The organism is Cellulophaga lytica DSM 7489 (genome assembly GCF_000190595.1).
In the GTDB taxonomy this organism is placed as follows: Bacteria; Bacteroidota; Bacteroidia; order Flavobacteriales; family Flavobacteriaceae; genus Cellulophaga; species Cellulophaga lytica.
Genome location: NC_015167.1, coordinates 2,955,109 through 2,977,668, shown reverse-complemented (window position 1 = coordinate 2,977,668; position 22,560 = coordinate 2,955,109). Strand labels below are relative to the sequence as shown.

Sequence of the window (22,560 nt, the reverse complement as noted above, 5' to 3'; positions counted from 1 at the left end):
ATAAAAAAAGCGCAATCTGTAATGGATTGCGCTTTTTTACTTATGTGTTATTTTTACTCTCTTTTTTACAAGTTACTTTTATGAAAATCTACCAATCCTTCAATTGGTCTTCTTCTAATAACTCCTAAAATAAGGTCGTTTCTCTCTATAACTTTAGCCAACTCTTCTCTTAAAAAATAAGATATACTACCTACAAAATTTACAGGTACTTTAGTTGCCAAATCAAACTGCATAACATTATTATTAATAAACTGCTGTAAGCCTTTATTAATAACACCTTTACAATAAGGGTGCTCTTTGTTTTCTATTATAAACTTAGCAAAAGTTGCCAAGTATGTGTTAGGGTTTGGCTGCTTATATAAATTTTCTTTAATAAGATCTGCTTCTAAATCATATTCAGATGCAAATTTGTCTGCCAAATCTTTAGGGATTTTATGAAAATAATAATCTCTCAACAATTTTCTTCCAAAGAAATTACCACTACCATCATCCATTAAAATATACCCTAGAGATGTTACTTTTTGGTGTACTTTTTCACCATCATAATAACTACAATTAGAACCAGTACCTAATATACATACAATACCAGGATCTCCTAACTTAGTAGTAGCGTGTATTGCTGCATAGGTATCTTCTTTTACTTGTGCCTCTGCATTAGGAAAAAAGGATTTAAAAATATCTTTTAAAAACAAACGCATACGCTCTGTACCACAACCTGCTCCGTAAAAAAACAGCTTAGTTACTTTTTCTTTGTTTTTAGATAATTCAAAATTATTTGCCAGTCTGTCTTCTATAACTTCTCTGGTTAAAACTTCTGGACTTAAACCTAATGTTTGCGTCACAAATAACTGGTCACCTTTATCATCTAAGGCTATCCAATCAGACTTTGTAGCACCGCTATCTACAATTAAAATCATACGTTATTACTTAAAATTAATGTATCCTGAAAATAAGTTACTACCTACCAATTCTCAGGATACTATATCACAATTATAAAATGGATTTATAAGCTAGCTACGTGCTGAGCTAAATCTACTAATTTATTAGAATAACCAGCTTCATTATCATACCAAGAAATAATTTTAAAGAAAGTTGAGCTTAACTCAATTCCTGCTCCAGCATCAAAAACACTAGTTTGTGCTTCTCCTACAAAATCTTGAGAAACCACATCTTCTTCAGTATATCCTAAAACACCTGCTAATTCTCCTTCAGAAGCAGCTTTAAATACCTTTTTAATTTCTTCATAAGAAGTCTCTTTTTTAACTCTTACAGTTAAATCAACTACAGAAACATCTGGTGTAGGAACTCTAAAAGCCATACCAGTTAATTTTCCATTTAATTCTGGAATAACCTTACCTACCGCTTTTGCTGCACCTGTAGAAGAAGGAATAATATTTGCCATTGCAGATCTACCTAATCTATAATTTTTTCTAGATGGAGAATCTACAACAAACTGAGTAGAAGTACTTGCGTGGATAGTAGTCATTAAAGCTTCTTCTATACCAAAATTATCATTTAAAACTTTGGCTACAGGAGCTAAACAGTTTGTAGTACAAGATGCATTAGATACAATTAAGTCTGATGCTTTTGCTTCTGTATGGTTTACACCCATTACAAACATTGGCGCGTCTGCAGAAGGTGCAGAAATAACCACTTTTTTAGCACCACCATCAATATGCAATTGTGCTTTTTCTAAAGTTGTAAAAATACCAGTACACTCAGCTACAACTTCTGCTCCAGCTGCATCCCATTTAATATCTTTAGGATCGCGTTCTGCAGTAATACGAACAACTTTTCCGTTTACTACTAAATTACCATCATTTACTTCAACAGTACCATCAAACTTTCCGTGAACAGAATCATACTTTAAAAGGTATGCTAAATGTTCTACATCTAATAAATCATTAATTGCAACAACATCTACGTCACCTCTTTTTATTGTTGTTCTGAAAACCAACCTACCTATTCTTCCAAATCCGTTGATTCCTATTTTTAAATTTGACATTTTCTTACTTTTTGTTATTAATTATGTTGACATTATGTCTGAAACTCTAATGAGTTCTTTATCTATTTTTGTGTGTCCCTTTATAGCTTGTTCTATTGGTGTAAGTATTAACTTGTTGTCTTGTATACCAACCATTAAGTTGCTTTTACCTTCTAACAAAGCTTCTACAGCCCTTACCCCCATTCTACTTGCCAATACACGATCAAAACAAGAAGGTGTTCCTCCACGTTGCATATGACCTAGTACAGATACACGCACATCATATATTGGTAAATTTTCTTCTACATATTCTTTAAGTTCAAAAACATTTTTACCCGTTTTATCTCCTTCTGCAACAATTACAATACTAGAAGATTTACCAGATTTTTTGCTTCGTTTTAAAGACTCTAACAAACGCTCTAAACCAAGGTTTTCTTCTGGTATTAATATTTCTTCTGCTCCTGCTCCAACACCTGCATTAAGTGCAATATGCCCAACATCCCTACCCATAACTTCTACAAAGAAAAGTCTGTTATGAGAACTAGCTGTATCTCTAATTTTATCTATAGCGTCTACAACTGTGTTTAAAGCTGTATCAAAACCTAAAGTATAGGTTGTGCCAAAAATATCGTTATCTATAGTACCAGGTATGCCTATTACAGGAAAATCATATTCCTTATTAAATATCATTGCTCCGGTAAAGCTACCATCACCACCAATTACAACAAAAGCATCTATATTGTTAGCTACAAGATTATCATAAGCTTGCTTACGACCTTCTGGTGTTCTAAAAGAATCTGAACGTGCAGACTTTAATATAGTACCACCTTTATTAATAATGTTATTTACACTACGGGCATCCATTGGTTTAAAGTCTCCTTCAACCATACCTTCATACCCTCTATAAATACCTACACACTCAACTTTTAAATAAGCACAAGTACGTACTACAGATCTAATTGCTGCGTTCATTCCTGGAGAATCTCCTCCAGAAGTAAATACTGCTATTTTTTTAATTTTTGATGCCATTTATTAATTTATTGTAGTAAAGCTAGGAAACTTATTTTAATAAATTAGTGCTAATAACCCTAAATTTTGACACAGCTAAAACTTCAAACGTTTTCGTTAATAAGTTTTACCAAAAGCTCTTAAAAATGTGTGATTTTAAACCGAAAAAAAGGATAAAAATGAAGAAAAAAAATATTTCCCTAGGTAGAATTTAAGTATCTGTAATTTTAGTTTTGAGGTTTTTTTGAGTTTTCTTCTACTTTTGGCTCCTCTTCTTTACGTGCTTTATTAGGAAAAATTTTAGTCATTAATTCCTTAAACGTATCAAAATCTACCTGATAACTTAAACCTACACCTTGAGTATACCCTTGACGTTCTGCTAAAAATTGTTGAATTTCGTTTTCTCTGTTAAATACTTTAGCACTAAGAGTACCTTTATCATTTAAAATAATTTGCACTTCCATATCACCAGCAACTACAGATTCTCCTACACCACCTACAGGAACACCAAATTTACCGTTAAATAATATTTTTTCTCCAAGTTTTGTAGATACCGTTACACCTACTCTATTTTCTGTTTGTATAGCGTTTGGATTTAGGTTTCCTTGCTCATAAACAATACCTAAATCTAAATTTTCTCCGTTACTTTTAAAAACCGAGTTTAGTAGTCCAGATGCTGTTTGTGTTAAGTTACCGCTTAATGCCGTAGCATTTAAACCACTTTCTTCATTTACAAACGTACCTTGCATTAATAAGTAAAATGCATTGTTTTGTTCAAAATTATGATCTAACAATCTATATTCTAATTCAGATTTCACAATAGAACTAGTACTTGGAAACTCTATATTAAAATCTACTTCTGGTTTTTCTAACTCTCCTTGTAAACTTACCACAACATCTACAGGTATACGGTTTGTGTAGTCAGAATTATCTAATAAAGGAGCTGGGTTTGCATCTAAAGAGTAAATAGCACGCATATTAACCTCTGCGTTTAAAGGAGAACCGTCCCAAATAATTGTTCCTCCTGGCTCTACAGTAAATTTTCTGTTTATAATACCTCCGTACTTATAGTTGTATTCACCTGTAGCAACTGCAAATTCGCCATACATATTAAACTTATCATTAGTATTAATTTCCATTAATATAGTGCCACCACCAGTACCTTTTAATGAGCTTTTTGTATTAGGGTCTATTACTATTTCTACTTCTGCTTCTGGCGTAACATCCAAATCAAACATTAACTCTAAGCCTTCATAATTTTGCAACTCTCTTCTTTTATCCTCTTCGGTTTGCTTGGTTACAAAATTTATAAAACTATAATCGCCAACCGTAGCAACATCACTTAATGGTATTTTAAGAGATGTTCCTTTTGCTGTTGCTCCAATAACATCAATATTAAGTGCTTTAGTAGAACCGTAAATTTTACCCGTACCATTTAAATAACCTGTACCATAATACAAACTCTCTTCTGAAAAATCTGTATTTAAAATTAAAAAACGGTTATTGTTTGTGTTTACATTTAAATCTAAATCCCAAGCAGCAAATTCTTTATGACTAATAGTACCATCTAATGTTGCAGTGGTATTTTTAGTTACATCTGTAAGTTGAATGTCTTCAAAATCAAAAGTTTGTTTGTACAAATTAACAACAGAGTTATTTGCAAAACTATAATCTACATTTAAATAATCTATTGCTAAACCTGCTTTATCTAATAATAATTTACCAGAAATATCTGGATTACTTAAACTCTCTGTTATTTTAGCTTTTCCGCTTATAGAGCCCCTAATATTAGACAGTATACCTTCTCCTAAATTAGAAAAAGGCTCCATTAAAAAATCACTAAACTCTACATCTAAATCTGCAGTAGGGCTACTATTTTTATTTATTATTTCACCTGCAACAACTAACCTATCTTGTCCTTTGTTACGTAAGTGTGTTTCTACATCAAATGAAGTTAAATTATCATTACCAACAATTTCTACCCCTAAATTACCTAATCTAATATCATTAACTGTAAAATCTGTCATTGTTAAACTACTAGAAGGCAAATATTTACCTTCTTCTTGGTAAATATTTAAAGAGCCATTAACTTCTCCTTTAAGCTCTAAATTTTTTAGCGCTGGTGTTATTTTATGTAATGACACATCACTAAACTCCAATAACAAATCTTTATAAGTAGAGTCTATTACCTTCCCACTTAGGCGTATTTGTTCATTAGCATTATTATTAAAAACAATTTCCTTAATATCTATACTATCTAGTGTTCTGTTAACTATAACTTTATTTTTTTTGTCTCTGTTTTTATTAACCACCCACTCATTACCCTTTAGTAATATAGAAGAACGCTTAAGTCCTATAACTGATCTGTTATTTTTATTAAATGTGTGGTAAAAGTTTAAATAATAAGTATCATCATAACCACGGCCACCTGCAAATTCCGTTCTAAAAAACAATGTATCTTTTAGCTTAGTATTAATTAGTTTAAAATCTTTTACATCATAAAAATTAGTGGTAGCATCATTTACAGAAATAAACGTATTAAAAAGCGGATTTTTATTATCTATTTTTACGTTAATACTATCAAGCTTATTGCCATAAGCCTCTATTTGTGGCGACTTAAAGGTGAGTTTAAAATCTCCTTTATCTGCAACAACTTTACCTCTAATAAATGTATTTGATCCAAATTTTACTTTTGGGAAAAATACATCTACAATTTTATTATAAATATTAAACTTAAAATTTACTTTTTGACCTTCAGATATTTTAAATGGCCTATAGTTGGTATATATACTGCCAATAGAGTTTTGTATTAACTTATCTAACTCATTTACTTTAAAATTACCTTCTAAATAACCCGTTATAATATCTGGCGAATTAATGGTTATTTTACGTAGAGAGTCTGTTTCAAAATTAGAGGTAACCTCAAAATCTTCAAAGTAATAGGTGTCATTTTTATTTTGATAACTAGTTTCTCTAAACTTTATAGCTCCAACAATGTTATCTAACGTATTACCTGTAATATCCATATTAATATTACCCTTAAAAACAGATACGCTATCATTAATAAAATTTAAAGCTTTAAAATTAGCATAGTCTACAGACGCTATAAAATCAAACGTGTTGTTATCTGATGAAAAATCTGCAAGACCTTTAAAATTAAGTTTTAAATTAGGATCATTACTTAGTAAAGCACCATCAAAAAACTGTTCTTTTAAAGTACCAGATACCACTTTAATATTTTTGTAGACGTAGTTATTAAATTTAATGCTATAAACTTCACCTGTTATTTCTGTATTCATAGTTTCTGCTACAAACCCATTACCGTCTACATTAATGTCTACAGTAGCTTTACCCAAAGTTTTATTGTCTAAAAACTTACCCAAATCAAAATCTATAAGAGATATAAACCCGTGGTAATTTGCATTATCTATATTGTTTATATTGGTAAGTTCTACATCAGAATAACTACTACCTATAGCTGTATTAATATTAACTTTAGCACTTACTAATGTCTGTGTAATAGATGTTGTTCCTCTAACAGTAAATTGTCCAAATTTAGAAAAAGATGATGGCAACACTTTACCCAATATGTTTGGTAATAAAGAGCGTAACTCATAATAACTTGTGGTTACACTTTTCATATCTGCATCTATAACATAGGGTTTACTTAATGTAAATAAATTTTTAAAATTAAAATCTCCTCTAACACCTGTATTATCAGAAAACAGCATTAATTTTTTTGTGCTTAAATCATTTAAAACACCAGTAACATTTGTAGATAAGCTTATTTTTTTACCACTACCAAACTGGTTGTATAGCATATTAATATCATCCAAGGCAATTTCAGAATCTGCAAAATTGGCATCTATTTGCACTTTATTAATAAAATCTTTAAAGTCTTTACGGTCATAATTAAAAACCAAGTTTCCTTTTAAGTCAGACTCTTTTGTCTTTATCTGCAACGCATCAAACCTCATTTGTGTTCTAGAGTATTTAAATGCTGTGGTTAAGTTTTCTACCTTTGGCCCTCTTCTGCTGGTAAAAGTTAATGTGTTTATTTGCGTAGATACGTCTGGCCCTAAAATTAAAAAATCTGTTGCGCCAATATTTAAATTTTTAAAATCTAATTGTTGTGGTTTTTCTAAGTTTTCATCAATTAACTGAAACCTACTATCACCAATATTTACATTACCAGAAACCATTTTAAAAGGCTTTGCTCCTTCTGCTCTAGGTTTTTTATCATCTAACTTATCTATAAACACCTCTAAATTAGAACTGCTTTCTCCTTTGTATGTTTTTAATTTTAAATGAAGGTTGTCTACATTTATATCTCCAAACTCTAACTGTCCTTTTACTAAATTTTTAATATCTAATATTGATGTAGTAAGGTCCCCTATATAAAAAAGAGTATCTTTTTGCTCATCTTCTGCATAAATACCCTTTGCAGATGTATTCCAAGTAATAAAATTAACTTTTAGCTTATCTATCTGTAAATTTGTCCCAAAATCTTTATTTATAGTATTTGTAGCGTAATTAGCCAGGCGTGTTTGTACAGATGATAATGAGAAAATAAAAGTCGCTAACAGACAAAGCAGTAATAAAACCAGCAATATTCTTAGTAGTATTTTAAATAGTTTTTTGATAGCTCTTTATGTTTTACCTTTGTTACTTCAATTTTTATTCCAAAAATACGTGGAAAAAAACAATATCTATATACTTGCAATAGAATCTTCATGTGACGACACATCTGCGGCAGTTTTACACAATAGTAAAATGCTTAGTAATGTTGTTGCTACACAAAAGATTCATGAAGAATACGGTGGTGTTGTTCCTGAGCTAGCCTCTAGAGCACACCAACAAAACATTGTACCTGTGGTGCACCAAGCGCTAGCTAAGGCAAATATCAACAAAAAAGACTTATCTGCAATAGCTTTTACAAGAGGTCCTGGATTAATGGGATCTTTACTTGTAGGTACCTCCTTTGCAAAATCTTTAGCTTTGGGTCTAAATATACCCTTAATAGAGGTTAACCATATGCAAGCTCATATTTTGGCGCATTTTATTGATAATGAAACAGGTAAAAAACCAGAGTTCCCTTTTATTGGAATGACAATTAGTGGCGGACACACGCAAATTGTACTGGTTAAAAGCTATTTTGATATGGAAATCTTGGGTCAAACCTTAGATGATGCTGTTGGTGAAGCCTTTGATAAAAGTGCAAAAATTTTAGGTTTACCATATCCCGGCGGACCTTTAATAGATAAGTATGCACAATTGGGTAACCCAAAAGCATTTCCGTTTCCTAAGTCTAAAGTTGGTGGTTTAGACTTTAGTTTTAGTGGCTTTAAAACAAGTGTACTTTATTTTATACAAAGAGAAACACAAAAAAACCCCAATTTTATTGCAGAAAATTTAAATGATATTTGTGCATCTATACAATACACCATAATAAATGTACTGCTAAGCAAGCTTAAAAAAGCGGTTGCACAAACAGGTGTTAAACAAATTGCTATAGGTGGTGGCGTATCTGCAAATTCTGGCATTAGAAAAATATTGCAAGAAGCAGAACAAAAACACGGTTGGAAAACATTTATTCCGCCTTTTCAATTTTGTACAGATAATGCTGCTATGATAGGTATAGTTGGCTACTTAAAATACAAAGAAGAATTATTTACAACACAAGAAATTACAGCAAAAGCACGTTACGTAATTAACGAATAACAAACAGTAACCAAATTAATATATTTTATGCAATTATTTTATAACAGCACTTTAGACAATAGTATTTCTCAATTTGTTTTTCCTCCAGAAGAAAGCAAGCATATTGTAAAGGTGTTACGTAAGGTAGAAGGAGATGAATTATACATAACCAATGGTAATGGATATTTATTTACGGCTAAAATTATGGTTGCTGATGTAAAAAAATGTAAAGCTCAAATTACATCTAAAGAAAAAAAACACAGACCTATGCATTGGTTGCACATAGCTGTTGCACCAACAAAAATGAACGATAGGTTTGAGTGGTTTTTAGAAAAAGCTACAGAAATTGGTGTAGACGAAATTACACCTATAATTTGCGACCACTCTGAACGTAAAGTACTAAAACTAGAGCGTATGGAAAAAGTATTGCAATCTGCTATGAAACAGTCTTTACAAACATACTTACCTAAATTAAACGCTCCAATACCTTACGCTGAGTTTGTACAAAAAGAGCATAAAGATTTATTATTTATTGCTCACTGCGAAGAAGAAGAAAAAGTAGAGCTTAAAAGAAGAGTTGCTGCAGACAAAGATGTTACTATTTTAATTGGTCCTGAAGGCGATTTTTCTTCCGCAGAAATTAAACAAGCTTATGTAAATGGTTTTATTCCTGTATCTTTAGGAAAAAACAGGTTACGTACAGAAACAGCTGCTATAGTAGCCTGTGCTACAGTTGCTATGATTAATAACGGATAGTATTTTAAACATTTTTAAATCACCATTTACTTGTATGAAAAAAATTGCGATTTTTTGTTTGTTAGTCTCATTTACTATTACAGCTAATTTACAAGCTCAAGAAATAGCAATTTTAAAATATAATGGTGGCGGAGATTGGTATGCAAACCCAACTGCGTTACCTAACTTAATACAGTTTTGCAATAAGGAAATAGACACAAAAATAAAACCAAAACCAGCAACTGTAGAAGTTAGCAACATAGGTATTTTTCAGTATCCTTTTTTACATATGACAGGACACGGAAACGTTGTTTTTTCTAATGAAGAAGCAGAAAACTTAAAAACCTACTTACTATCTGGTGGTTTTTTACATATTGATGATAATTACGGTATGGAACCGTATATTAGAAAAGAAATAGCTAAATTATTTCCTAATAAAAAACTAGAAGAGTTAGGTGCTAACCACCCTATTTTTAATCAGAAGTTTAAATTTAAAGACGGTTTACCTAAAATACACGAGCACAACGGAAAAAGACCACAAGCCTTTGGAATTACTCACAATAATAGACTTATATTGCTATTTACTTTAGAGAGCGATTTAGGAGATGGCTGGGAAGATCAAGAAGTACATAATGATGATGCAGACGTAAGGTTAAAAGCTTTGCAAATGGGCGCAAATATTATAAAATACGTTTTTAACAACTAAGTAATAAATGAAAGCAAAAACAATAGCAGATGGCATTTTACGTGCACTTGGCATTATAGTAGGCATTGTACTATTGTGCTTTTTTTTATACAAAATTAGTTCTGTTTTAGTATATATTTCTATTGCAGCCGTTGCCTCATTAATTGGCAGGCCTATTGTTTTATTTCTACGCGATAAATTAAAATTTAATAACACTTTAGCCGTTATTATTACTATGTTTTTTTTAATAGGCATTGTAGGCGGTATAATTGCGCTTTTTATTCCGCTTATTATACAACAAGGGCATAATTTAGCTCTGTTAGATATTAATCAGTTACAAGGTAATATAGAAAACTTATACACAGAAGTTATTAATTACTTTGGCGTAAGCACTACAGAATTAGAGGAGAATGTAAAATCATCAAACTTTTTAACTAATGTAGATTTTGCCTTTATACCTAACTTTTTAAATTCTCTTGTAGGTGTACTTGGCAGTTTAAGTATTGGGCTGTTTTCTGTATTATTTATTACTTTTTTCTTTTTAAAAGATCGCAAACTATTTAGTGACGGACTTTTAATGCTAACACCACAAAACAAAGAAGGACGATTTAAAAAATCTATGGACACTATTAGCAGTCTACTATCTAGATATTTTGTTGGACTTGTTTTTCAGATACTAATATTATTTGTTATTTACACCATTGTTTTACTAGTTGTAGGTATAGAAAATGCCATTGTAATTGCATTTTTGTGTGCTTTATTAAACTTAATACCATATGTTGGACCTATTATTGGCGGTGCTTTAATGGTAACATTAACAATGTCTAGCAATTTAGGTGAAAGTTTTAGTGAGGTTATTTTACCAAAAACAGGCTATGTAATGATTGGTTTTATTATTGGTCAATTGGTAGATAATTTCTTTTCACAACCGTTTATATTTTCAAATAGTGTAAAATCTCATCCTTTAGAAATTTTTCTTGTTATAATTATTGGCGGACTTCTTTTTGGTATTACAGGGATGATAATAGCTGTACCTGGTTACACTGCAATTAAAGTTATTTTAAAAGAATTTTTTGCAGACAATAAAATTGTAAAATCTATGACTAAAAATTTATAATTTTAAGGTTGAACACTGCTATTTTACATACCAACGTACAAAATTTTATTGCTGATAATTTAGAAACAGACATTATGTCTATTCTACTTAAAAAAGATATATTTAATAATGTATCCAATAAAGAAATAGCAGCACAAATTGAAGCTAAAAAAAAGTGTAAAGATAAATTACCTACCTGGTTTAACACCCCAAATATTTATTACCCTAACAAGTTAAATATAGAGCAAACCTCATCAGAAAAAACAGCAAATTACAAAGCAAGTTTAGTTAGCGGTAATACTTTAATAGACCTTACCGGAGGACTAGGTGTAGACTGTTTCTTTTTTGCCAAAAAAATTACAACAGTTTACCACTGTGAAATTTCTGAAAACGTATCTAAAATAGCTACACACAACTTTAATACATTAGGCGCTAATAACATAAAAACTTATGCCGTAAACGGACTAGATTACTTAAAAAAATCAACCTTATTTTTTGATTGGATTTACATAGATCCATCTAGAAGAAATGATGCCAAAGGAAAAGTGTTTTTTTTAGAAGATTGCTTACCAAATGTACCAGAACATTTAGATTTAATTTTTAGCAAAGCTGATAATATACTTATAAAAACATCTCCGCTGTTAGATTTTTCAGTTGGAATAAAATCATTACAAAATGTAAAAGAAATACACGTTGTAGCACTTAACAATGACGTAAAAGAATTATTATGGGTTTTAAAAAAAGAATATACTGGAGACATTACCATAAAAACCATTAACCTAACTAAAACTGAAGATGCTCTTTTTTCTTTTAACTATACAGATGAAAAAGAAGTTGCATTAACCTATAGTGAACCTCAACAGTACATTTACGAGCCTAATTCGGCTATTTTAAAAGCAGGAGCTTTTAAATCTGTTGCTGCACATTACAAACTACATAAATTGCATGAACATACACATTTATACACTTCTAACACCTTACTAAATTTTGCAGGCAGATGTTTTAAAGTTGAAAAAAAAATAGCTTTTAACAAAAAAGAAATTCAGCATTTAAAACTAATAAAAGCTAATATTACAACACGTAATTTTCCTGAAAGTGTAGCTAATATTCGTAAAAAGTTTAAAATTAAAGATGGTGGTAGCACCTACCTATTTTTTACAACAGACTGCAATAACACTAAAATTGTATTGCTCTGCAGTAAAATACAATAATATTACTCACCACAGTCCCACTTAAAATTAGCAACTTTTGCATTAGACATTGCAGACAAATTGTAATGCCACCACTCTGTACGTATAGACCAAAAGCCATATTTTTCCATTGTTTCTTTTAGTAACTTTCTGTTTGCTAAAATTTCTTTAGGTAAATTGGTATTGTCATGGTAAGCTCTTTTTCCAAAAAAATCAAAATCTGTTCCCATATCTACTTCCTCGCCATCTAGAGTTTCTAAAGTAATATCTACAGCACCACCTTTGTTGTGTATAGATCCCTTTTTAGGATTTGCCACATATTGCGGATTAGGAACTATTTTCCACATTTTATACTGTACAGAGTTTGGTCTGTAACAATCAAAAAATTTAATTCGGTATCCAAGTTTTACAAATTCTTTATTTGCCTTTAAAAGAGCCTTAGCAGTTTTAACGCGAGTATAACACTCTGGACAATCATACACCTTAGCTTTTAAAAAGTTATTTGTTGTTGCGTAACGTAAATCATAAGCAAAATCGCCACTATAATCTGCCAAACGCACAAAAGTGGTATCTGCCAAACCAGATAAAGATTTGTATTTAATCTCTTGCTTAACTGGTGGTACTACAACAGTATCTTTTTTAATTAGCGTAGTGTCTTTAGTTACTATATTAATTGCTGCCGTTGTTTTATTGTTTTTACAAGCAATAGTAATACAAATTAGTAATAATAGTAATAAGTGTTTTGGTTTCATTTTTATAAGAATTCAATAATACATCTTCTAAAAACAAAAATTGCCTTTAGATTATAACTCTAAAGGCAATTTAACATTCTTAATTTAAAACCAAATGATTTATGTAATTAAATTCATATCATCATCCCATTCTGCCATAATATTACGTTTGCTTTGGTCTACAAACTTAGGCATCCATTCTTTTGGGTAAGATTTTCCGTGCTTATCTAACACGTCTTGTGGTACACCGTCCCATACATTTGGCGTATTACCCTTGTAACCAAGATCTTCTATTCCTTCTTTAGATGTATAATAACCTGTAACAGTTAAATTACGCATTAAAGAAAAGAAGTTTTGCTCATAAGTTGGCTCTTCTTTATCTGGATAAGCAATAGCATCTAAAATAACTTTTTGCTGCTCTGGTGTAGCTTTTTTAAACTCTACTCCATAATCTTTATTACTTGTATGGTCTAACCACATTAAACCTCCCTTAAGCTGTGTTTGGTATGCAGGTATATCTTTAGCCATAAACTCTATAAAATCTGGAACACCAACATCTGTAGCACTACCATATTTTTCATTTGCTGGTAAAATTAAAGCACATAAAACACCTAGGGTTTCCATTTGGTGTTCATTAAAAAATTGTTCTGCATTTAATTTTGCTATTTGCTCTTTTTCTTCTGGTGTACGTCCAAAATACTTTTCATCTACAACTGCTTCTTCTGTACTAGTTGTATCACTATCTACACCTGGTTTACAACCGTTTAAAGCTAAACCACCGGCTACACCGCCAAGAATAATAGATTTTATACTTTTTCTTCTATCCATAACTTAGATATTTTGCTGTTTAAACTGTTCTACAATATAATCTGATGTTCTCCAAGCCAATGCTAAAATTGTCCAGGTTGGATTTTTATCTGCCTGAGAAACAAACGGACCAGCATCTACAATAAAAACGTTGTCTACATCATGCATTTGCTCATATTGGTTAACTACAGAAGTTTTTGGGTTATCTCCCATACGTGTAGTACCAACCTCATGTATAATTTCCCCTGGTTTATTAAGTCCATAATCTTGTTCTGCAGTAGGCGTATCTCCTAACACTTTACCACCCATATTATGAATTATTTCTTCAAACGTTTCTTGCATATGCTTTGCTTGTTTACGCTCATAATCTGTCCACTGGTAATTAAAACGCAATACAGGAATACCAAATTCATCTACCGTGTTTGGGTCTATTTCGCAATAATTAGTTTCTTGCGCTATAGATTCTCCTCTTCCACCAAAGCCTAATGTAGCTCCGTAATATTTTTTAACATCAGAACGCAAACTATTACCATAGCCACCTACTTTTTCTCCAAAATACTCATTAAAGCTATTTGGGTTAAAACCAAAACCGTAGTTTGGCATTCCCATTCCGCCCCATACTTCTATATGATAACCTCTAGGGAAATCTAATTTTTTATTATCTAGCCACCAAGGCGAATATACGTGCATACCACCTACCCCGTCTTCGTTATACATTTTTCGGTCCATCATAGCAGGTATAAATCCACCTCTACTTGCCCCGGTAGAATCATGTAAATACTTACCAATTAAACCACTACTATTACCCAAACCTGCTGGATGTTGCTTGCTTTTAGAGTTTAATAGTATACGTGCAGAACTACAAGCAGATGCTGCCATAACAACCACCTTACCCTTTAGTCTGTACTCTTTACGGTCTTCCTTATTAATGTATAATACACCAGTTGCTTTACCCTCATCATTGGTAGTAACCTCCCTAACCATAGAGTTTACAAACAAATCTATTTGGCCTCCATTATTTTGTGCCGGAAAAATTAAACAACTACCAGATGAGAAATCTGCATAATATTGACAAGATCTGCCGCACTGCCCACAATAGACACATACTCCACGGTCTTTATTTACTTTTTTTGTAACCATAGACATACGAGCAGGTATAACAGGAACACCAGATTTTTTAGCTCCGTCCATATAATACAACTCGTGCAATCTTGGTTTTGGTGCTGGCAAGAAAAATCCGTCTGGCTCATTAACCAAACCTTCTTTAGAACCAAAAACACCAATTAGTTTATCTACTTTATCGTAATACGGTTTAACATCATCATAACCAATAGGCCAGTTTTCTCCTAAACCATCTACATCTTTATGCTTAAAATCTCTTTCGCTAAAACGTAAAGATATACGCCCCCAGTGGTTGGTTCTTCCTCCAAGCATTCTAGATCTAAACCACGCAAATTTAGATCCGTTTTTTTGCGTGTATGGTTCTCCTTCTATATTCCATCCTCCAAGAGCCATATCAAACTCTCCAAAATCTCTTACGGTATTAGCTCCTCTTCGTGGAGACTCATAAGGCCATTTAAATTGGGTTTGTTGCTTGGGATCTTTAGGATCAAAAAAAGGACCTGCTTCTACTACAGCAACTTTAAGTCCGGCTTCAGACAAAACTTTGGTTGCCATACCTCCACCAGCACCAGAACCAACTATGATAACGTCATACATAGTTGAAGATTCTATTATCTGCATATTATTTTTGTTTGAGTTAATTTGGTTAATTACAATGATTAGAGCTTCTTTTTTTGTGCCCTTGCTTTGTTTTTTGTTTGGTAATTACTAAAAAACAGAAGTCACTAATTTAGAATTTTTAATCAAAATACAATTTAAAAATATGTTAATACAACTAATTTATAATGTATTTATAGACGGATAACAAATTATCATCGACTAGCGTAAAAAAATAAAAAGCAATAGCAACTTACAATTTCTGTAGCGTAAACTTAAGGTTATAGTTGCAAAAAGCACTTGCTAATACAATATAACTTTTTAAAAAGAGTAAAGTAATTTGTAACAAATTACAAACAGACAGACTTACATTTTACCATTTATTTAACAGTATTACAATAAGGGTTGCCCTTTTTATACACGTCTATTATTATAAACTCACAAAAAACTAACAAATTTTTAAAAATGAAGAAAATTACAATGCTACTTTGTTTATTTCTATGCTTAGGCCTTTCTGCCCAAGGGTTAGATTTAAACCAACCATTGCCAGTAAACACCAAATTTAAAAAAGGTGTTTTACCTAATGGAATGACTTATTACATTTACAACACAGACGTTACCAAAGGCGTCGCCAGTTACTACATTATACAAAATGTGGGCTCTATACTAGAAAACGATAACCAACAAGGTTTAGCTCACTTTTTAGAACATATGGCCTTTAACGGTACAAAAAACTTTGAAGGAAAAGGTATTTTAAACACATTACAAAAACACGGAGCTGTTTTTGGCAGAGATATTAATGCATACACAAGCTTTGATGAAACTGTATACAATATGGACAATATACCTACTAAAGATGGCTTAATTGATACGTGTTTATTGGTATTACATGATTGGTCTAACTACCTATTACTTACAGACGAGGAGATTGATGCAGAACGTGGTGTTATTAAAGAAGAATGGAGAACACGCCAAAATGGTAGAATGAGGATTTTACAACAATCTTTACCCATTATGTTTAACAACTCTAAATACAGCAAAAGGTTACCTATTGGCTTAATGAATATTGTAGAGAATTTTGACTACAAAGCCTTAAGAGATTTTTACCATGATTGGTACCGTACAGATTTACAAGCTATTGCTATTGTTGGTGATATTAACGTAGATGAAATTGAACAAAAAATAAAAGATAAATTTTCTAAAATTCCAGCTGTTAAAAACCCTAAAGAACGTTTTTATGTAGAAATACCTGGAAATAAAGAAATGCTTTATAACATTGCTATGGATGAAGAAGTATCTACAGCAAATATTAGTTTTAGCATTAATCATCCTAAAAAAATTAAAGAGCAAACTATTGGCGACCTTAAAACATCTCTTTTAAGAAATATAGCAACATCTATGGTATCTACTAGACTTGGTGAGATACAACAACAACCAGATGCTCCTTTTTTAGCCGCAAGAGTTAGGTTTGCAGAAAAAGCAAAACTTAATAATGATTTATCTATTGATATTACCCCAAAACCAGGTAAACAACAAGAAGCTTTTAAAACAGTAATGAATGAGGTTAACAGAGCTTTAAAATTTGGATTTACAGATGGTGAAATAGATCGTATAAAAAAACAATACGCAAACTATTATGAAAATGCAATTAGTAAGGTTGATGATACACCTCACGGACAATTAATAAATGCTATAAAGGCAGATTACTTATCTAAACAAACTATTACTCCTATTGCAGAAGAATATAAAATTGTACAAGCAATATTTTCATCTGTCACTAAAGAAGATTTTAATAATACCCTTAAAGCTCTTTACTCTAAAGAAAACAGAACATTAAGTGTTACTGGTGTTAAAGGAAAAAACAACCTTACAAAAGAAGAAGGACTTGTTATTATCAATGCATCAGAAAATAACAGTGAGTTAACTGCTTATACAGATAAATTTAGTGGCAAAACATTAATATCTGATGTAAATATTACAGTAGGCAGTGTTGTATCTGAAGAAGAAAACAAAGAAACAGGAGCTACAATTTTTACACTAAGTAATGGTGTTAAAGTGTATTACAAATTTGTAGACAAAAATAAAAACGATGTTAAACTAGTAGCTACAAGCTATGGTGGTACTTCTTTATTAGCTACAGAAGATTTACCTTCTGCTAATATTATGGGTAACATAGTACAAATGTCTGGCTTGGGAGATTTTTCTGCTACAGAGTTACCAAAAGTATTGGCTGGTAAAACTGCAAACACAAGTATTAACTTATCAGATTTAACAGAAAGTATTAGTGGCTCATCTACAACTAAAGATGTAGAAACTATGCTACAAATGGTTTATTTACGTTTTGAAAAACCAAGGTTTGATGAAGATGCTTATAAGGTATTACAAGGTAACATTACCAACTATTTGGCTCGTAAAAGCAAAGACATAAATTCTAAAATGCAAGACAGTGTTACTGTTACGTTGTACGGTAACAACAATCCTAAAGTTCGTCTTATGGATAAAGCATATATGGAAGATGTTACTTTTAATAAAATGAAAGCTGTTTACCTAGACAGGTTTAAGAATGCTGCTGATTTTACATTTTTTGTTGTTGGTGATGTTAAAAAAGATGCATTAAAACCATTGCTAGCAAAATATATTGCAAGTATTTCTGCCAATACTACTAAAGAAAATTACAAAGTAGACCCTAAAGTTTGGACAAGCAATGCTATAGACAAAGATATCTTCTTAAAAATGGAAGATGAAAAAGGATCTGTTAGAGTTGGCTACAAAAACGAGATGAAATACAGCTTAAAGAATGCTATTTTAGCAAGTGCTTTAGGAGATATTTTACAATTAAGGGTTACAGAAACTGTTAGAGAAGCAGAAGGTGGCGCTTACTCTCCAAGAGCTGGTGCAAGCTTTTCTAAAAGACCAATATCTGAAGGAAGTATTTCTGTTGGTTTTGATTGTAACCCAGATAAAGTAGACGATTTATTAAAAATTGTTCACGTAGAAATTAAAAAAATAGCTAACGGAGAAATAAATCAGACAGATTTAGACAAAACTTTAACCAACTTTATTAAAGAACGTAAAGAGTCTAAAGACTACAATAGTTATGATATGAGCTTGCTTCAAAATTATGTTTTAGAAGGATATAATATGAACAATCCTAAGAATTTTGAAAACATTATAAGCGCTATTACTACTAAAGACATTCAAAAATTTACAAAAACATTATTAAAAGGCGCAAAAACTTACGAAATTGCGTTCAAACCTAAACAACAATAACTTATGAAAAAATCAATTTATGCGCTTGGTTTAGCTGTAATTAGCTTAGCCTCTTGTAAAACAGAATCTACTCCTGTAGACTATGCTGTAGTTACAGGAAAAATTAAAAATGCAAGCAGTACAGAACTAATTATTGCTAGTTTTAGCAATAGAAAAGCTATAGATACAGTTACTATTGCTGCAGATGGTACTTTTACAGATACTATTGCAAATCCAAAAGGGCATTATGCAGTTATTAATGATAAAAACAGAACCGATATTTACTTAGAGGAAGGTTTTAATATTGCACTTAATACAGATGCTACAGATTTTAACAAAAGTATTGTTATAACTGGCAATGGTTCTACAGAAAACAGCTTTTTTAAAGCAAAAAAAGAAAAAGAAGCTACTTTTAAAAGTGGCACCAATCCATATACTTTAGATGAGGCAGCTTTTAAGGAAGAAATGACTTCTCAAAAAAAGGCATTAAACTCTTTAGTAGATAATACAGAAGGTTTAACAGAAGCATTTAAAACAACTCAAAAGAACGATAATAATTACAGTTACCTAGTAAATTTATCTAACTATGAAAGATACCACCAACACTATGCTAAAAAACCAGAGTTTAAAGTTTCTGACAACTTTTTAGCAGAGCTAGACGCTATAGACATTACTAATGACAAAGATTTTAGCAACTCTAGTGCTTATAAATCTTTGGTAACTGCCCACTACAGTAAAATTGCAACTAAAAAGGCAGAAAAAGACAGTATTTCTTTTGACTTAGCTATGCTTAAAACTGTTGCTCCAATAGAATCTGATGCTATTAGAAATGGCTTATTAAAAGATGCTATTTTTGGTATTACTATTACAGATAAGTTAGACGAGTACTATAACACCTTTATCTCTGCATCTACAGATGAAGAGATAAACAAGACAGTTAAAGATTATTATACTAAATTAAAAGCAGTAGAAAAAGGCAATCCTTCTCCTAAGTTTGTTGGTTATGAAAATCACGCTGGTGGTAAAACTTCTTTAGAAGATTTAAAAGGTAAATATGTGTATATAGATGTTTGGGCTACTTGGTGCGGACCTTGTTTGGCAGAAATACCTGCTTTAAAAGAAACAGAAGAAGCATATCATAACAAAAATATAGAGTTTGTTAGTATCTCTGTAGATAGACCAGATGCCTATAATAAATGGAAACAAATGGTTATTGATAAAGAATTAGGCGGCATACAATTAATTGCTGATAATAATTTTGAATCTGATTTTATACAAGACTATGTTATACAAGGTATTCCTAAATTTATATTATTAGATACAGAAGGTAATATTGTAAATGCAAATGCTCCTAGACCATCTGACCCTAAGTTAAAAGAAGTTTTAAATAGCCTGTTATAATACAGTAAACTATATACTTTAAAGAATAAAAATCATCTTGGTAATTTATCAAGATGATTTTTTTACTCAATATTTTTATTTTTTTGTCACCCAAACCACTTATAATCTACTCATATATTAAGAAAGCGTAAACTTAACTTTAAAATATTAACCAATTTTAACAACATTAAAGTAAGGGTTCTTTGTTATTTTTACGTCTTATATTATATATCCATAAATATTATATTTTGAATAAACGTACTTTTTATTTCCTACTAGTTATTTTTACTACTGCTTTTAGCAGTACAGTAAAAGCACAGATCTTAGACCCAGTAAGTTGGTCTACATCTGTAGAAAAAATTTCTGATACAGAATACGATTTAGTCATGAAAGCAACTATAGATGCTTCATGGCATTTATATTCTCAGCATTTAGAAGAAGGCGGACCAGTTGCTACTGAATTTACTTTTGTTGAAAGTGAGGACTATACATTAGTAGACTCACCATCTGAAGAAGAAGGACATTCTGCTCCAGAACCTGCTTTTGATAATATGATAGTTAAATATTTTGAAAACTCTGCTACATTTAAACAACGTATAAAACTTGTAAACAAAGAGTTATCTGTAGTTAAAGGAGAAGTAAACTATATGGTTTGTAATGACTCGCAATGCTTACCTCCTACTTACAAAGACATCGTATTTAATATAAAAGCAGAAAAAGCCCCTGCAACAACAGAAGCTAAAAAAGACGAAGCTAATACTAGCAAAGAATCTAAAGAAAAAGAAGGTTCTGAAAAAGGGTTATTCTCTATATTCTTTATTGCATTTTTATCTGGTTTTGCTGCCTTACTAACGCCTTGTGTGTTTCCTATGATACCTATGACGGTTAGTTTCTTTACAAAACAAAGTAAAACCAAAGCTAAAGGTATACGTAATTCCATTATATACGGTATTTCTATTATTGTAATATACCTATTATTAGGTATTATAGTTAGTGCTGTTTTTGGTGCCGATGCATTAAATGCACTATCTACAAATGTATGGTTTAACATTATTTTCTTTGTACTACTATTAGTATTTGCCGCGTCGTTTCTTGGAGCTTTTGAAATTATGCTACCAAATTCTTGGGCTAATAAAGTAGACAAACAAGCAGACCGTGGAGGTTTAGTGGGTATATTCTTTATGGCACTAGCATTAGCTATAGTATCTTTCTCTTGTACAGGCCCAATTGTTGGCACCTTATTAGTGCAAGCAGCTTCTGGCGGTAGTCAAATAGGACCAATTGTAGGTATGTTTGGTTTCTCTTTAGCAATTGCATTGCCATTTGCTTTGTTTGCCGCTTTCCCTGGTTGGTTAAACTCTTTACCAAAATCTGGCGGATGGTTAAACTCTGTAAAAGTTGTTTTAGGATTCTTAGAACTTGCTTTAGCATTTAAATTTTTATCTAACGCAGATATGGTTTTACAAATGCACTTACTAGAACGCGAAGTATTTATAGCAATATGGATAGCAGTTTTTGGAGCCTTAACACTATACTTATTTGGTAAATTACAACTACCACATGATTCGCCTTTAAAACATATTTCTGTAGGTAGGTTAAGTTTAGGTTTGGTAACATTAGCATTTACAATATATATGATTCCTGGTTTATGGGGAGCACCATTAAACTTAATTAGTGCTTTTCCTCCGCCACAACATTACAGTGAATCTCCTTATGGTGTTGGTAATATGCAAACTGGTGGTGGTACAGCTACACATACTCAAGAAGTACCAGAAGGTGCACATTTAATGGCACCACATAACATACTTGCTTTTAATGATTATGAAAAAGGGTTAGCTTATGCCAAAAAAGTTAATAAACCTGTAATGATAGATTTTACAGGTCATGCTTGTGTTAACTGTAGAAAAATGGAACAAAACGTTTGGGTAAAGGAAAACGTACTAAACGTATTAAAAAACGATGTTGTTTTAATTTCTTTATATGTTGATGAAAAAATTAAGTTTGAAGGAGAAGCTCCAGATTCTAAACTAAGACCGGGCAAAAAATTACGTTATACTGGGCAACAATGGAGTGAGTTACAACAAATACGTTATGGTACTAATGCACAGCCATACTATGTGCTTATGGGCCATGATGAAGAAAGCTTAAACGAACCCGTTGCTTACACACCAGATGTAACCGAGTATCACAACTGGTTAAAAGAAGGTGTATCTAACTTTAAAAATAAATAATATGGTATGCAATTTGCATACTAACTAACAACTTAAAAAATTTAC

The 22,560-nt window shown here is 31.5% G+C and carries 15 protein-coding genes; 8 read left to right on the top strand and 7 right to left on the bottom strand.

Annotated features, from left to right (window positions below; genetic code table 11):
• Positions 1-65: 65 nt before the first annotated feature.
• The 4 genes from CELLY_RS13080 to CELLY_RS13065 form a co-directional block, all read right to left on the bottom strand.
• Positions 66-917 carry a hypothetical protein gene (locus CELLY_RS13080; RefSeq protein ID WP_013622159.1) on the bottom strand — a complete coding sequence of 284 codons (852 nt, stop codon included), beginning with the start codon at positions 915-917 and terminating at the stop codon, positions 66-68.
• Positions 918-1,003: 86 nt separating this feature from the next.
• Complete coding sequence (gap, locus tag CELLY_RS13075; RefSeq protein ID WP_013622158.1) at positions 1,004-2,005, bottom strand: type I glyceraldehyde-3-phosphate dehydrogenase; 1,002 nt, start codon at positions 2,003-2,005, stop codon at positions 1,004-1,006.
• Between the two features lie 21 nt (positions 2,006-2,026).
• Positions 2,027-3,013, bottom strand: coding sequence for a 6-phosphofructokinase (pfkA, locus tag CELLY_RS13070; protein WP_013622157.1), 987 nt, complete (start codon positions 3,011-3,013; stop codon positions 2,027-2,029).
• Positions 3,014-3,219: 206 nt separating this feature from the next.
• Positions 3,220-7,602: a translocation/assembly module TamB domain-containing protein gene (locus tag CELLY_RS13065; RefSeq protein ID WP_013622156.1), complete on the bottom strand. Its 4,383-nt coding sequence runs from the start codon at positions 7,600-7,602 to the stop codon at positions 3,220-3,222.
• An 82-nt stretch (positions 7,603-7,684) separates the two neighbouring features.
• Between CELLY_RS13065 and tsaD the strand changes: the two genes are divergently transcribed.
• From tsaD to CELLY_RS13040, 5 genes are read left to right on the top strand one after another with little or no spacing between them, the layout of a single operon-like run.
• A complete protein-coding gene (tsaD, locus tag CELLY_RS13060) occupies positions 7,685-8,713 on the top strand; it encodes a tRNA (adenosine(37)-N6)-threonylcarbamoyltransferase complex transferase subunit TsaD (RefSeq protein ID WP_034644716.1) in 1,029 nt (342 codons plus the stop codon).
• Positions 8,714-8,740: 27 nt separating this feature from the next.
• A complete protein-coding gene (locus tag CELLY_RS13055) occupies positions 8,741-9,448 on the top strand; it encodes a 16S rRNA (uracil(1498)-N(3))-methyltransferase (RefSeq protein ID WP_013622154.1) in 708 nt (235 codons plus the stop codon).
• Between the two features lie 34 nt (positions 9,449-9,482).
• On the top strand, positions 9,483-10,133 hold the full coding sequence (locus CELLY_RS13050; RefSeq protein ID WP_013622153.1) for a DUF4159 domain-containing protein: 651 nt from the start codon (positions 9,483-9,485) through the stop codon (positions 10,131-10,133).
• Positions 10,134-10,140: 7 nt separating this feature from the next.
• On the top strand, positions 10,141-11,229 hold the full coding sequence (locus tag CELLY_RS13045; RefSeq protein ID WP_013622152.1) for an AI-2E family transporter: 1,089 nt from the start codon (positions 10,141-10,143) through the stop codon (positions 11,227-11,229).
• Positions 11,230-11,237: 8 nt separating this feature from the next.
• Entirely contained in the window at positions 11,238-12,419 is a 1,182-nt protein-coding gene (locus tag CELLY_RS13040) for a THUMP-like domain-containing protein (protein ID WP_013622151.1), read from the top strand.
• Positions 12,420-12,421: 2 nt separating this feature from the next.
• On the opposite strand, the gene CELLY_RS13035 is transcribed toward CELLY_RS13040, so the two are convergent.
• The 3 genes from CELLY_RS13035 to CELLY_RS13025 form a co-directional block, all read right to left on the bottom strand.
• Complete coding sequence (locus CELLY_RS13035; protein WP_013622150.1) at positions 12,422-13,150, bottom strand: M15 family metallopeptidase; 729 nt, start codon at positions 13,148-13,150, stop codon at positions 12,422-12,424.
• Between the two features lie 99 nt (positions 13,151-13,249).
• A complete protein-coding gene (locus tag CELLY_RS13030; protein ID WP_013622149.1) occupies positions 13,250-13,957 on the bottom strand; it encodes a gluconate 2-dehydrogenase subunit 3 family protein in 708 nt (235 codons plus the stop codon).
• Between the two features lie 3 nt (positions 13,958-13,960).
• Positions 13,961-15,679 (bottom strand): GMC family oxidoreductase, encoded by a 1,719-nt coding sequence (locus tag CELLY_RS13025; protein WP_013622148.1) that lies wholly within the window; start codon positions 15,677-15,679, stop codon positions 13,961-13,963.
• A gap of 441 nt (positions 15,680-16,120) precedes the next feature.
• Between CELLY_RS13025 and CELLY_RS13020 the strand changes: the two genes are divergently transcribed.
• The 3 genes from CELLY_RS13020 to CELLY_RS13010 all read left to right on the top strand — a co-directional run bounded on the left by CELLY_RS13020 (position 16,121) and on the right by CELLY_RS13010 (position 22,515).
• The gene (locus tag CELLY_RS13020; RefSeq protein WP_013622147.1) at positions 16,121-18,925 is read left to right on the top strand and encodes a M16 family metallopeptidase; all 2,805 of its coding nucleotides are present in this window, start codon (positions 16,121-16,123) and stop codon (positions 18,923-18,925) included.
• Between the two features lie 3 nt (positions 18,926-18,928).
• On the top strand, positions 18,929-20,305 hold the full coding sequence (locus CELLY_RS13015) for a TlpA disulfide reductase family protein (protein WP_013622146.1): 1,377 nt from the start codon (positions 18,929-18,931) through the stop codon (positions 20,303-20,305).
• 227 nt (positions 20,306-20,532) lie between these two features.
• On the top strand, positions 20,533-22,515 hold the full coding sequence (locus CELLY_RS13010; protein WP_144710653.1) for a protein-disulfide reductase DsbD family protein: 1,983 nt from the start codon (positions 20,533-20,535) through the stop codon (positions 22,513-22,515).
• Positions 22,516-22,560: the final 45 nt, after the last annotated feature.